Origin of the sequence: Paenibacillus sp. FSL H7-689 (assembly GCF_000517905.1) — a bacterium.
Taxonomy (GTDB): domain Bacteria; phylum Bacillota; class Bacilli; order Paenibacillales; family Paenibacillaceae; genus Paenibacillus; species Paenibacillus amylolyticus.
Genome location: NZ_ASPU01000002.1, coordinates 171,133 through 185,809 on the forward strand (window position 1 = coordinate 171,133; position 14,677 = coordinate 185,809).

Here is a 14,677-nt window from a genome sequence, read left to right on the forward strand (position 1 = left end):
TCGAAAGGTCATTCTGTCATCGGAGTAACTCATGTAAGGTGAGGATTTCAGCTTTTTCGGGAAGGAGGATTCACCGAATTATGGATCAATTCATCAATGATTTGCAGGATCAGGAGAAGGCATTGGAGCAGATTCGCCACAAGCTCGCTTTGCTGCCAGACATGTCTGGATGTTACCTGATGAAGAACAGTGAAGGCACCATTATCTATGTTGGTAAGGCTAAAGTGTTGAAGAACCGCGTACGCTCTTATTTTATCGGCAGTCATAACGGAAAGACCCAGCGTCTGGTGTCTGAAATTCGTGATTTCGAATATATCGTGACGGGCAGTAACATGGAAGCACTCATTCTGGAGTGTAACCTGATCAAGAAACATATGCCGCGGTACAACGTGTTGCTTAAGGATGACAAGACATTCCCATATCTTAAAATTACAAATGAAAAGCACCCCCGGCTGGAAGTAACCCGGCGTGTGCTGAAAGATAAAGCCAAATATTTCGGACCTTATCCGAACTCGTATGCGGCACACCAAACGAAAAAATTGCTCGATCGCATGTATCCACTGCGCAAATGTGGTGTAATGCCCAAAGAAGTGTGCCTGTACTATCACATGGGACAGTGTCTTGCCCCTTGTGTGAAGGAAGTTGAGAAGGAGCAGTACGACCAGATTTCCCAAGAGATTGGTTCATTTCTGAGCGGTGGTCACGAAGAGATCAAGAAGGATTTGCAGCGTAAGATGCAAGAGGCTGCGGAGGATCTTTATTTTGAACGTGCCAAGGAGCTGCGCGATCAGGTAATCGCCATTGATGCGATGATGGAAAAACAGAAAATTACGATGGCCGATGCCAGAGACCGTGATGTATTTGGTTTTGCCATTGATAAAGGCTGGATGTGTGTCCAGATTCTATATATGCGTCAGGGTAAAATGATTGAACGTCACGTATCAACCTTCCCGTTTTACGGTGAGGCGTATAGTGACTTCATGTCCTATGTAACACAGTATTACAGCGATAATCCGGCATTGCCACAAGAAATTTTGTTGCCGGAAATGCCCAAGGATCTTGCAACAGATAATGATAGTGTTGATACGGGTTCTGATACTGATGGATCGGTACCTGCCGCAGTTACGGTAGAGTTCGATCAGGCGGGACAAGTGGAGCATAGTAACGCTTCCCAGCCACTGGTTGCTGAGACTCGTGCAACTTACGGAGCTTCCGCTGAGGCAGAAGGTGAACAACCTGACAGTATGCAAGAGGATGCTCTAATAATGGATACAACTACTTCAACTGAAAAGCTTCCATCAGGACTGGAAGACCCAACTCAGGTTGCTGCTGCTTTACAGGAGTGGTTGGAGATCAAAGTGCTCATTCCGCAACGTGGATTGAAACGCCAGATGATCACGATGGCTGTGGATAACGCACGTGTGGCATTGGAAGAGAAGTTCCGTTTGATTGAGCGAAATGAAGAACGTACATCCAAAGCTGCCGAAGGACTGGGACGTTTTATTGGATTGGATCAGCTTCACCGTATTGAAGCGTTTGATAACTCGAATATTCAGGGTACAAACCCGGTATCTGCCATGATTGTATTTACCGATGGTAAACCGGATAAGAAGGAATATCGGAAGTACAAGGTCCGTTCGGTTGAAGGGCCGGATGATTATGAAACGATGAGAGAGGTCATCCGTCGCCGTTACGAACGGGTATTAAAAGAAAACCTGACCCAGCCTGACCTGATTGTGGTCGATGGTGGTAAAGGACAGATCTCGGCTGCGGTCGATATTTTGGAAAATGAGCTGGGGCTGTTTATTCCGGTATGTGGTCTGGTGAAGGATGCGAAGCATAAGACTTCGCAGTTGATGATCGGTAATCCACCGGAAGTCATCTCCCTGCCTCGGGATAGTCAGGAATTCTACCTGTTGCAGCGGATACAGGAAGAGGTCCACCGTTTTGCGATCTCGTTCCACCGGGAACAGCGTGGCAAATCGATGGTGACATCACGTTTGGATGCCATTCCGGGTATTGGAGAAAAGCGGCGTAAGTTGTTGTTGAAGCATTTTGGCTCTTTGCGCAAAATAAAAGAGGCCAGCGTTGAAGACTTCCGGCCTCTATCTATTGGTGACAAACTGGCAAATCAGATTATTGCAGCACTTCGTGATGAGGAGTCGTAACATACGGCTTCTCTTTTTGTTTTGGATTGAATTTGTAGACCACATATCCAACGATGGCCGGCAGTACAATCCAGAAGAGTCCGGCAGCCATATTCAGGGCATCGCCCATAAAGACCAAGCTGAGTCCCATCAGCAAGCTGTCGAAGATCACATGGGCGAATACAACGGCAATGAAGCCGTGACGCAGCATGATCAGACTGAACAGCAATCCAATCACCAACAGCTCAATGGGACGGGTGATTACTGGATAGATCGGATACAATGTGTGTCCAAGTGCCCAAATGATGGTTGGAATCAGACAGGCAATAAACGTGTTACGCACAATCTTTTGCATCATACGAATGCCGAACAGTCGATAAACAGTTTCTTCACCAATACCGGCCATCCAGGCCATGATCGGGAAGAGCCAGGCATAGGTCATATTAAAAGTAGATTGATCTGCTGACGTCGTTGACCATGTGCCGATGCTTCGCTCCAGAATGAAGAACAGGATGGATTGCACACCCAGTAGAATGAATGCCCACAGGTAACCAGCAACCATGCTGTGAAGTACATATTTTCCATATCCGGGTTCTTTCGCACGAGGCCATGGGTTCAGACCTATTTTACGCCACATGCCGTCACCGGCAACAAGGGACAGATAGATGGTTGCACTCATGACCAGTGTAATACCCGTCTGCATTAACATCAGGAACGCTAACATGAAGCTGGAGAGCCCTTGTGCCTGAAAGAGTGGAATCATGTTCAGCGTACCAATTACCGAAGCTGCGAAATACACCAGCGAGAGAATGATCCCGCGTTTGAAAGACGTATATGCTCGGGTCAGAATGCTATAGATGATTGCCAGCACGCCCAGAACAAAGGTCAGGAATGCATAGCCGCCATAGGTCATCCAATTGGCTTGACGCGTTTGATCTTTCACATAATCGGTATGGGATTCAGGGACAGAGAATCCAGGATCGAAGGATCGTACCGCACCCTCTTCAAACGTAAAATTCAATTCAAGCTTGGAGTCTCCAATGGCTTTTGCAGAATCCACATACTTCAGTCCGGCTTCACCATCGCGAGTCTCCAGTTGAAGTGCCGGCACTTCATAACCGAATTCGGTCAGAACGCCAGCAGCAAGCTGTTGTTTCTCGTCCAAAGATATATTGCCTTCAGCAAGTACTTGCGATGTGGTCACTCGTCCACTAACCTGCTCCGCCTCAATGGCAGTATAGAGAGAAGAAGGCAGTTCCCGTTTGAAGCCGACGACTTTTCCTGTTTTCATATGTACGTCAACATTAAGATATCCGCCTTTGTGTTGATCAGGCAAACGAACGCGGAATACATCGTAAGGATAGCTTGTTTCCCATTTCTGGTTATAGGTATCAAGTTGTTTGGTTTTGGCCATATACCCGTAGATATCCGAATGTGTCTGGTAGGTGACCAGGGTTTTTGCATCATCATTTGGCAGTGTATAGTCATTCACAGAAGCTGCGAATGATCGTGCGGATTGCTTCGCCTGCTCCTTGGTTATGAAGGACGTAGACGAAATTTCTGTCGTTTGTGATGAGGTAGCAGGAAAGATCTGAAATACAAAAAATAGAATCAGGCCAATCGCCGCAAGCAACCCCAGCCGCTTGAAGTTAGCCTTGAGTTGCAAAGGCTGCCCTAAGGGATTCATGTAATGGTGTTCCTCCTTTATTGATAGAGGTAGTTCAAAAAGTCCGCTTTTGATTACGAAGGTTGCCTAACGGCATCATCAGCATCGAATATGGAATTCAGCCGAAATGTCCGTTGCTCACGTAGCTCGATCTACGCTCCGCTACTCCATTTCTATCTTCATCCCATCTTCTTGGTACTGAAAACCGCCCTTTTTGAACACGCACTAATATGGATATTAAAGTTAACATAGCACAGGCCAAGCACCGAATGCCAATGATGTAACGAAAACAGGTGTAAATCCTTGAAAATGAATGAAAAGGACCGAAAGAATCTGATCCATCCGTCGCCATATCTGAGTTCTTCCCTTTTTGGCTGAATTCGATCCGATTTACACAAAAAACGTTTTGTCTACAAACGTCGCAGCGCTTATAATTTTGAAACAAATGTGCAATGATTCGCATGTCTTTCGCCCAACAAGGGAACGAATAGGATATATTCCAACTTCATTATATATGTCGTTTTAATCTGAATCATACTTGTTTAACGTTTGGGAACAGCATTTCAAATGAAGAAGGCTCCACGGGTGTGGAGTTATTTTCATTTTAGAAGAGGTGGAAGATACTCAAGTGAAACTGAATGTGCAATGGATGCGATTATCGCCACCCCGTATTCTTGTGTTAGGGTTTGCTGGCATTATATTGGTAGGCACACTGTTGTTAATGCTTCCGGCATCCAACCGTAACGGTGACAGTCTTGCATTTATTGATGCGCTCTTTACAGCAACTTCGGCTGTTTGTGTCACTGGTTTGGTTGTGGTCGATACAGGGACTCATTTCTCGGTGCTGGGTCAGGTTGTGATCGCGATTCTGATTCAGATTGGCGGACTGGGCTTCATGACAATGTCCACATTGGTTGCCATTGCGTTCAAACGGCGGATCTCGCTCAGGGAAAGGTTGATTCTACAGGAAGCGATGAATCAGAGCACGATGGAGGGCATCGTCCGGCTCATTCGTAAAGTTGTGATCTACTCACTCATTATCGAAGGCATATGTGGCACACTGTTTGCCATCCGCTGGTCGTTCGACATGCCGGTTGGGCAGGCGATCTATTATGGCTATTGGCATGCGATCTCGATGTTCAACAATGCGGGCTTTGATATGTTTGGGGATTTCCGCAGTTTAACCGGTTATGTGTATGACCCGTTGGTTAATTTTACAGCAATGTTCCTGATTGTCTCTGGTGGTATCGGTTTTGTGGTGTTGTCAGACCTGGTGGATTACCGCAAAACGCGGAAGCTGTCTCTGCACTCCAAAGTTGTACTGTTAATGACTGGATTGTTAATTGTGTTTGGTGCACTTGTCATTTTCGTATTTGAATTCAGCAATCCACGGACACTGGGTGGCCTGAACTGGGGTGGCAAAATTCTCGGTTCATTCTTCCAGTCCGTTACGCCGCGAACAGCAGGAGCCAATACGGTAGATATTGCAGGGCTGAGACAGGCAACACAGTTCTTTATGATCATTCTGATGTTCATTGGTGCTTCGCCGGGTTCTACCGGAGGCGGGATCAAAACAACGACATTTATGATTATGGCTGGAGCGGTCATCGCCATGATGCGTGGACGTGAAGATATCGTGTTTTTCCGCTATCGGCTTGTACAGGAACGGATTTTCAAGGCGCTTACCATTACATTGCTGGCGCTTTTGTTCATCATAGCTGTAACGATGGCACTGAGTACCACAGAAGAAGCCAGTTTTATGATGATCTTATTTGAAACGACATCGGCCTTTGGTACTGTAGGATTATCGCTTGGACTAACGCTGAAGTTGACTACATTGGGCAAACTCCTGATTTGTTTTACGATGTTTGCTGGAAGGCTTGGACCGATTACATTAGCGTATGCACTTGGGCAGAAAAAGGGTAAAGAGTTATACAGGTATCCGGAAGGCAAAATGATTATTGGATAAATCTATTTTTAGTGAGTTTTGAAATTGATTTGGATAAGGGGTTCGTGAAGAACAATGAAAACACAGCAGTTTGCGGTGATTGGGCTTGGGCGGTTTGGCTCCAGTCTGGCACAGGAATTAATGGAACTCGGCTACGAGGTGCTCGGGATCGATAAAAATGAAGAAGTCGTCGAAGACATTAGTGAATTGGTCACCCATGCCGTTGTAGCCGATGCCACAGATGAGGAAGTGTTACGCTCCCTGGGTATTCGAAATTTTGACTGCTGTATCGTTGCTATCGGGGATGATATTCAGACGAGCATTCTCACCGCGATTCTGTTAAAAGAGCTGGGCGTCAAGACGGTCGTGGCCAAGGCCATATCCGTCCTTCACGGACGCGCATTGGATAAACTGGGGATTGATCGTGTCGTTTATCCTGAGCGGGATATGGGCATTCGGGTTGCCCACCAGCTGGTTACCCCGAACTTGCTGGATTACATTGAATTATCCAATGATTACAGTATTGTCGAGATGAAGGTTCCCGCGTGTCTGCACAACAAAACCCTTTCGACCCTGAATGCACGTGTACGTTTTGGTTGCAGCATTGTAGCGTTACAGAAAGAAGCCGGGGTCATTATTGCTCCGACAGCACTGGATTCGCTTCAAATGGGGGATATCATGGTCATTATTGGTAATAATGCAGATATCGACCGATTTGAAGAAGAGGTTATCAGCCAAGAGAGCTGATAATTATCATGAGTTAAATATGGAAGCCAGACGTTAGAGCCTGGCTTTTTCAGATCAAGGCAAAGGCGTCGTAGCCCTCCGTGAGGGCAATGGCGCCTTTGCTGTAAAGAGTGCAGCCGTCTCCTTGACCCATTGTCTGGAGGTCTCGCTGAGGTCCTCTTTTTCCCCATAGATCATACAAGTTGTTCTGCGGGTCTGCTGTAATTGAGGCAAATGAACAGAAACAAGATCATTGTCCGCGAGCAATTGTGGACGAAGATATGACTTGGGCAATAGAGCAGCAGCTTTGGCGGAAGGCAGAAGTCGGATGATCGCTTCGAAGGAATCAATCTCCATGCGAATATCCGGCATCACGGCACAGCGCTGGAAGAGATCGTCCGTTAATTTGCGATACCAGGTGCCTTTGGAGAACGTGATCATCGGCAGATCCTGCAAATGCTCCATCCCGGCTTCCTTACCGGACAAGGGGTGTGTAAGCGGCACAACCAGTTCCAGGTGATCGTCAAAGAGCGGCACACAGTTAAGTCCCACTTCACTGATGGAGGAGGCGACAATGCCCACATCGGCTTTTTTGTCACGCACAAACGACACAATCTCATGTGTTTTTCCCGTCAACAGTTTCAGTTCGGCATTTGGATGTTTCTCCATAAAGGCATTGACGAGAGGTGGTAACGTAGTTTGAAGCGTCGTCAGACTGGCTCCGAGTGTAATGGTGCTCTGTTCTTCGTCTTTATACTGGGCCAGCATGGTGAGGAACTTCTGTTGTTGCTGCTTCTGTTCTACAGCGTAGGTATAGGTGAACTGGCCCACACTGGTTAACTCCAGCCGTTTGCCACGGCGGTGGAACAGGGCAACCCCGAGTTCATCCTCCAATTTGGCAATTTTGCGTGAGAGTGCGGGTTGGGACAAGTTCAGTAACTTGGATGCACGGTTGAGGCTGGACTGCTCCACGACCACTGCAAATGCGTTTAACTCCTCAAACATGAACCATAACCTCTTTTCCATGAATGTGATTCTTGCCCTTGCTCAATCGTTTTCCATGTTGTATAGCCCGTAAACCCAATGTTTCACTGCTTATACCTATAGGTTATAACATTTAATAATTATATTGCAATTCCCTTATAAGAAAAAATGGAGTAACATGAACCGTGACACAAGTTGTTCACACCTGGGGAAAACGGAACAATTTGTCGAACCTTTTCATGGAAAAGGATTCGTGTCATGATAAGTGAAATCATTTATGAAAACGTTGTATTTAGCGAAAGGGGATCGACATTTTATGAAAGGGTTTTACTCCAGAAAGCTGCACTCCTTGCTTGGCGTCATTCCGCTCAGTTTGTTTTTTGTTGAGCATTTGGTGACGAACTTCACGGCAGTTGAAGGCGGCAAAGAAGCTTTTTACGGTGCCGTTGCATTTCTGAACGGTTTGCCTCTTGTTATTGTAATTGAGGCATTACTTATCTGGTTGCCGTTGTTCTATCACGGTGTTTATGGTCTTTACATTGCCTATCAGGCCAAGCCTAACGTTGGGCGTTACGGTAATGAGCGCAACTGGCGCTACACGTTACAGAGGGTAAGCGGTATTATTACGTTTGTATTCGTCATCTGGCACGTATGGGAGACGCGAGTACAGATTGCGCTGGGTAATGTATCCCATGAAGAGATTGGCGGCGTCATACATGATGCGGTGACGAATCCGATAACCTTTGCGATATATATGATCAGTGTGGTTGCGGCGTCATATCACTTTGCCAATGGTCTGTGGTCGTTCCTTGTTAGCTGGGGAATTACGGTTGGTCCGCGTGCGCAACGTGTATCCTCTTACGTATGTATGAGCTTGTTCGCTATTGTTTCCATCATGTTTATTGCTTCACTATTTGCTTTCCGGAGCATTGATTTCCAAACAGCTACTTCGATGATTGACGCAGTAAAAACAGTTCTAATTTAAGCATTTAGCGTATAAATGCTGACTTATAAGGGAGTGAACAGCAATGGCATCAACGAATGTAATTATTGTGGGCGGCGGTCTCGCGGGATTGATGGCGGCGATCAAATCGGCTGAAGCCGGAGTCCATGTTCATTTATTTTCACTGGTTCCTGTTAAACGATCCCACTCTGTATGCGCACAAGGCGGCATTAACGGAGCGGTAAATACCAAGGGTGAGGGTGACTCCCCATGGGTACACTTTGACGATACGGTATACGGCGGTGACTTCCTTGCGAACCAACCTCCGGTTAAAGCGATGTGCGAAGCAGCACCTGGCATCATTCACTTGATGGACCGTATGGGCGTAATGTTCAACCGGACACCGGAAGGTTTGCTTGATTTCCGTCGTTTCGGGGGAACGAAGCATCACCGTACGGCGTTTGCCGGAGCGACAACAGGACAACAATTGCTCTATGCATTAGACGAGCAGGTACGTCGCTGGGAAGCGGCGGGGCTGGTTACGAAATACGAGAACTGGGAGTTCCTGCAGGCAGTTTTGGATGATGAAGGCGTATGTCGCGGGATCGTGGCTCAGGATCTGAAAACGATGAAGGTACAGACCTTCCCTGCAGAAGCGGTTATTCTGGCGAGTGGTGGTCCGGGGATCATCTTCGGTAAAACGACCAACTCTGTAATTAACACAGGTACAGCGGCAAGTGCGGTGTATCAGCAAGGTGTAAATTACGCAAACGGGGAGTTCATTCAGATTCACCCAACAGCCATTCCAGGGGATGACAAGCTGCGTCTCATGTCTGAGTCCGCGCGTGGTGAAGGTGGACGGATCTGGACGTACAAAGACGGAAAACCTTGGTACTTCCTTGAAGAAAAATATCCATCCTACGGTAACCTGGTTCCACGTGATATCGCGACTCGTGAAATCTTCAGCGTCTGCGTAGATATGGGTCTGGGTGTGAACGGCGAGAACATGGTTTATCTCGACCTGTCGCACAAAGATCCGAAGGAACTGGATGTTAAACTCGGCGGAATCATTGAGATCTATGAGAAGTTCATGGGTGATGACCCGCGTAAAATCCCAATGAAAATCTTCCCGGCAGTCCATTATTCCATGGGCGGCATGTGGGTAGATTACAACCAAATGACTAACATTCCGGGGCTGTTCGCAGCTGGTGAATGTGAATATCAATACCATGGTGCGAACCGTCTGGGTGCAAACTCATTGGTATCTGCGATCTATGGTGGTATGGTGGCTGGACCAAAAGCGGCTGAATATATCAAAGGACTCAAAAAGTCGTCCGCTGATATCCCATCTTCCGTATTTGAGAAACACACCAAACAACAAAGCGACAAGTACGAAGGCATCTTGAAAATGCAGGGCACGGAAAATGCCTATGTCATTCATAAAGAGCTTGGCGAGTGGATGACAGCCAACATGACGGTTGTGCGCTACAACGACAAGCTTGAAGCCACGATTGGCAAGATCAAGGAATTGAAAGAGCGTTATGGCAAAATCAACATGTATGACAGCTCCGGTTGGAATAACCCAAGCGCAGCATTCACTCGCCAACTGTGGAACATGATTGAATTGGCAGAAGCAATGACTCTCGGTGCACTGCTGCGTAACGAAAGCCGCGGCGCGCATTACAAACCGGATTTCACGGAACGTAATGATGAAGAGTTCCTGAAAACGACCATCGCAAGCTGGTCGAAGGAAGGCCCGAAAATCTCGTACGAGCCAGTAGACGTATCCTTGATCCCACCACGTATCCGGGATTACTCCAAGGATTAAATATCACGGATTTATTTATAAAGTTAAATATTAAGCACCTGAACGAAGAGGCAGGACAACTTTGGAGAAGCAAAGCTTCTTCAAAGTTACTGCCATCAAAGTGAAGGAAAGACCCAGAAGAAGCAAAGCCCTAGCGATGCTTCAGAACTTCAATACTGCCTCCAGCATGAATGGAGTGCAGTTTTCCAGCAAAGTTACCCAGTGCACGACATAGCGGAAGAAGCGGAAATACCCAGAAGAAGCAAAGCGCCTAGCGATGCTTCAGCACTTCAATACTGCCTCCAGCATGAATGGAGTGCAGTTTCCAGCAAAGTGACCCAGTGCACGGCGTAGCGGAGGAAGCGGAAATGCCCAGAAGAAGCGAAGCGCTCGCCTTTATCACCGGATTTTAACCCTGGGAAGGGTTGATCAAAAAAATCCGGGGATAACAGCGATCAGAGGGGCATTCCGCTGACGAAGCGTCTCCCGTGCACCAAACCAGTAACTTTGCGTATCAGCAACACCAATCATCGTCACCAGAGGAGGGGACTACGATATGGCGGAACAAGCTACAGCCAACAAAACCGTCAAGTTTATCATCACCCGTCAGGATAGCCCGGAGTCATCTTCGTACAACGAAGAATTTGAGCTTCCGTACCGTCCCAACATGAATGTGATCAGCGCCCTGATGGAGATTCAGCGGAACCCGGTCAATACAGATGGCAAATCCATTGCTCCCGTTTGCTGGGATTCCAACTGTCTCGAAGAAGTCTGCGGTGCCTGCTCCATGGTCATCAACGGCAAGCCACGTCAAGCATGTGCAGCCCTGATCGACAAGCTCGAACAGCCTGTTCGTATCGAACCGATGAAGACATTCCCAGTGGTTCGTGACTTGGTCATCGACCGTAGCCGGATGTTTAGCGCCCTGAAACGAGTAAAAGCATGGATTCCGATCGATGGTACCTATGACCTCGGTCCAGGTCCACGGATGCCTGAGAAGAAGCGTCAGTGGGCATATGAGCTGTCCAAATGTATGACATGTGGTGTATGTCTGGAGGCATGCCCGAACGTCAATGAGAAAACAGACTTTATCGGTCCAGCAGCACTGTCTCAAGTGCGTCTGTTCAACGCTCACCCAACAGGGGAGATGAACGCCGACGATCGTCTGGAAGCGTTGATGGAAGACGGAGGCATCGAGGGCTGTGGTAACTCACAGAACTGTGTGCAATCCTGTCCAAAAGGCATTCCACTGACAACCTCCATTGCCGAAATGAACAAACAAACGACCAAGCATATGTTCAAACGCTGGTTGGGTGTATAATCTCGTCATAACATGTGCAGAAGTGTAATCTGCAACTTAGAAGAAGTCGTGATCCCGTGCAGCAACATGCCGGAGATCCCGGCTTCTTTTTGTAATGAAGCAGAGGAACCGGGCTACCCATGCAGAATATGATATACTAAGGGGATGGATTAAGAGCGTAGAAGGAGGGGGAGATATGGCAGAGACACCGCGTCAGGGCAGCAACAACTCGCCGTCCCAGCGCTCGCACAAAGCATCAGGTGCAGAAGAGTCTGTGTTTCCTGGAGAAGAAAAGGATCATGATCCCTCTCGCCGAAGTTTCTTATTGCGCATGGTTTTGATGACAGCGGGTGCCAGTTTGCTTACAGGAGGTTATGCCTGGTTATGGGAACCGCGTCGTCTGGAGATCAAGCAAGTAGAGCTGAAACTTCCGAAGTTTCCAAAGGCATTTGAGGGTTTGCGTGTAGTTCAGTTCAGCGATGCCCATCTTGGTTTTCATACCGGGGTGAAAGAGCTGAAAAAGCTGGCAGCAACGATTGAGGAGCAGCGACCGGACTTGATTTGTTTTACCGGAGACATCGTCGAGAGGGAAGCAGAGCCGATGCGTGAATGTATTCCGGTACTCGCCTCCATGAAAGCGAAGTATGGCAAATTTGCTGTTTTGGGGAATCATGATTATCGGGGCGGACAGCAGAATGAAGTGACAACCATGTTCCGTGAAGCTGGATTCACTTTGTTACGGAACGAACATGTGGTGATTGAACAAGGGGGCGAACGTCTGGCCATAGCTGGACTGGATGACGCACTTACAGGCAGGCCTGATCCTGCCCAAGCTATCAAGGGATTGGATCATGATGTGTGGAAATTGTTACTTATGCATGAACCGGATTATGCCGACATTGCCACTCCCTATGGTTTCGGATTACAACTTTCCGGTCATAGCCATGGTGGACAGGTACGTTTTCCCTGGATCGGGGCACTGACAACTCCGCGAGGTTCACACAAGTATGTTCAAGGATTGTATTACACGGATGTCCAGGGGGTATATTACACCACCCAGACACAGATGCCGGTGTATGTGAATCGTGGTTTTGGCATGACTCAACTGCCCATTCGTTTTCTGTGCAGACCAGAATTAACGGTTTTTGAGCTTAAAGGATCAACCACATAAAAGAATATAAGATGAATATAAAACATAAAGGATTCAACATGAATGGAGGTTATCCAGATGGAAAGAATTGCGATTGTATCCGACATTCATGGCAACATGACTGCCTGGGAAGCAGTGTTAAAAGATATCCGAAGTCGTGGCGTGGAGCGAATCTTTTGTCTTGGTGACCTCGTGGGCAAGGGGCCAGAACCGGTACAGGTTGTGGATCAGGTGAGAGCAACGTGCGAACTTGTTATCCGTGGCAATTGGGATGAACTGGTTGCGGTTAACCAAGACAATGAGAACTTTACGTGGCAAGCAGAACGGCTGGGTGAGGAACGATTGGCGTACTTGGCGGGCCTACCCTTCAGTCATCAATTTCAACTGAGCGGTCGCACCATCCGTCTGGTCCATGCTTCACCTCAAAGTGTATACCATCGTGTCCAGCCGTGGGACGCGATGGAAAAGAGGTTGGCAATGTTTGATCCTCCGGCTGATGAGCCTGAGCAAGGTGTTGCAGATGTTGTAGGTTATGGGGATGTGCATAACGCATACTTGCAGTATATGAACGGCAAGTTACTGTTTAATGCAGGCAGTGTTGGTAATCCACTCGATCTTCCCCAGGCTTCCTACTGTATTCTGGAGGGTGAAGACAGCAACGATAACAATACCCCGTTCAATGTTCAATTTGTGCGGGTGCCTTATGATATTGAGCGAGAAGTACAGGTTGCACAGTCGGCGAATGTTCCTGCATTGGATTTCTATATTCGTGAGATTCGTACGGGTATCTATCGCGGGCTGCAGGAGTAGTCAGCATCTGGACCTTTTAGCGTGAGGAATTGAATGATGCAATATATTAATACTAAAATGCGAATACTAAAGTTCGTGGATCAGTTCAAATGGTATTACGCCGGATCATCATCAGAGCATGCTTGTCTTACCGGACTAGAGCCCGTTTAGGCAAAAGGAGCGATTGTCATGCTTACCCGAAAAATGCTGGTTCAAGGTCTGCCGGCTTTGTGGACAGAGCGTCTTGTCCTGCGATCATTACGTCAAAGTGATTACAGCACATTATCGGAACTCTTTACCGATCCTCAAGTCATAAGATATGTGAATAGGGGAAGCCAGCCCACGCCAATCCGAGCGAGACGGTTATTGAACCAGATACGGAGCAGCAGCGCCAAGCTGGATTCGTTACATTATGGGATCTGCTGGAGAGGCAAGGAACAAGTGATTGGGATCACCTCATTCCAACACTGGAATGATCTGAATGGTACCGCACAGATTGGTTATATCCTGAACAGGTCCTGTTGGGGCAGGGGTGTGGCTACCGAGGCGGTACAGCGGCTGCTGCAGTTTGGATTTGACGATCTTCATCTGGGGAGGGTGGAAGCACGTTGTTATGAGGCCAATGTATCTTCACAACGGGTGCTAAGCAAAATAGGGATGTCCTATGAGCGGAGTCTTCCCTCGTTCGGACTGAATGATGAGGATGACGAGGGATCCGAATCCCTGATGGATGTTAAAGTGTACAGTATGTACCGGGAACAATACGTCAGACCGCTTCAGGAAAAAGACCTGCAAACCCTGGTATCTGACAAGCCGCAATGACATAGAGTAAGAGTAGTCAAACGTGAATGAATCGAACTTCAATCATTTGTTACACAATTGAAATATAGTTGCAATTGAACTCTAACAGACAGGGGGTAAACTTATCTCATGACCCCCTTTTTGATAATAGATAATGCTGTTGGGACCCGCGCGAGCGGGTTCATTTTTTTTGTCCATATAAGTTAACTGTGGAATATTTACACTGGCCACTCCGATGACAGAATAACTTTCCGATCGCTGTTATACCCAGATTTTTTTGATTCCCATATTTTAGAAGGGGAAATCCGGGGATAGCGTATGCTTCCGATGCAGCTTTCTTTCAGAAAGCTTTTAGGCGACCGCTTCGCTTCTTCATGTTATTTCTGTCCTCTCCGTTATCGTGTAAAATATAATTA

At 47.4% G+C, this 14,677-nt stretch carries 11 protein-coding genes; 9 read left to right on the forward strand and 2 right to left on the reverse strand.

Annotation, left to right across the window (positions count from 1 at the left end; translation table 11 throughout):
• Positions 1-80 precede the first annotated feature (80 nt).
• Positions 81-2,168, forward strand: a complete 2,088-nt coding sequence (gene uvrC / locus C170_RS00735; RefSeq protein ID WP_036605789.1) for an excinuclease ABC subunit UvrC — start codon at positions 81-83, stop codon at positions 2,166-2,168.
• Here the strand turns inward: uvrC and C170_RS00740 are convergent.
• Complete coding sequence (locus C170_RS00740; protein ID WP_036605790.1) at positions 2,137-3,834, reverse strand: CPBP family intramembrane glutamic endopeptidase; 1,698 nt, start codon at positions 3,832-3,834, stop codon at positions 2,137-2,139. The genes uvrC and C170_RS00740 overlap by 32 nt on opposite strands.
• A 628-nt stretch (positions 3,835-4,462) precedes the next feature.
• Here C170_RS00740 and C170_RS00745 point away from each other — a divergent pair.
• Together C170_RS00745 and C170_RS00750 are read left to right on the forward strand one after the other, a co-directional pair.
• Complete coding sequence (locus C170_RS00745) at positions 4,463-5,782, forward strand: TrkH family potassium uptake protein (RefSeq protein WP_036605933.1); 1,320 nt, start codon at positions 4,463-4,465, stop codon at positions 5,780-5,782.
• Between the two features lie 54 nt (positions 5,783-5,836).
• Positions 5,837-6,508, forward strand: a complete 672-nt coding sequence (locus C170_RS00750; RefSeq protein WP_017692455.1) for a potassium channel family protein — start codon at positions 5,837-5,839, stop codon at positions 6,506-6,508.
• A gap of 54 nt (positions 6,509-6,562) precedes the next feature.
• On the opposite strand, the gene C170_RS00755 is transcribed toward C170_RS00750, so the two are convergent.
• Positions 6,563-7,492 (reverse strand): LysR family transcriptional regulator, encoded by a 930-nt coding sequence (locus C170_RS00755; RefSeq protein WP_036605791.1) that lies wholly within the window; start codon positions 7,490-7,492, stop codon positions 6,563-6,565.
• 295 nt (positions 7,493-7,787) lie between these two features.
• On the opposite strand from C170_RS00755, the gene C170_RS00760 reads away from it, so the two are divergent.
• The 6 genes from C170_RS00760 (at position 7,788) to C170_RS00785 (ending at position 14,282) form a co-directional block, all read left to right on the forward strand.
• Positions 7,788-8,456, forward strand: a complete 669-nt coding sequence (locus C170_RS00760) for a succinate dehydrogenase cytochrome b558 subunit (RefSeq protein WP_036605792.1) — start codon at positions 7,788-7,790, stop codon at positions 8,454-8,456.
• 43 nt (positions 8,457-8,499) lie between these two features.
• Entirely contained in the window at positions 8,500-10,242 is a 1,743-nt protein-coding gene (sdhA, locus tag C170_RS00765) for a succinate dehydrogenase flavoprotein subunit (protein ID WP_036605793.1), read from the forward strand.
• A gap of 535 nt (positions 10,243-10,777) precedes the next feature.
• Positions 10,778-11,542: a succinate dehydrogenase iron-sulfur subunit gene (gene sdhB, locus C170_RS00770; protein ID WP_036605794.1), complete on the forward strand. Its 765-nt coding sequence runs from the start codon at positions 10,778-10,780 to the stop codon at positions 11,540-11,542.
• A 175-nt stretch (positions 11,543-11,717) separates the two neighbouring features.
• Positions 11,718-12,692 (forward strand): metallophosphoesterase, encoded by a 975-nt coding sequence (locus C170_RS00775; protein ID WP_036605795.1) that lies wholly within the window; start codon positions 11,718-11,720, stop codon positions 12,690-12,692.
• A gap of 57 nt (positions 12,693-12,749) precedes the next feature.
• Positions 12,750-13,481 carry a metallophosphoesterase family protein gene (locus C170_RS00780; protein ID WP_036605796.1) on the forward strand — a complete coding sequence of 244 codons (732 nt, stop codon included), beginning with the start codon at positions 12,750-12,752 and terminating at the stop codon, positions 13,479-13,481.
• 168 nt (positions 13,482-13,649) lie between these two features.
• Positions 13,650-14,282, forward strand: a complete 633-nt coding sequence (locus C170_RS00785; RefSeq protein ID WP_051446915.1) for a GNAT family N-acetyltransferase — start codon at positions 13,650-13,652, stop codon at positions 14,280-14,282.
• The last annotated feature ends 395 nt before the right edge of the window (positions 14,283-14,677 follow it).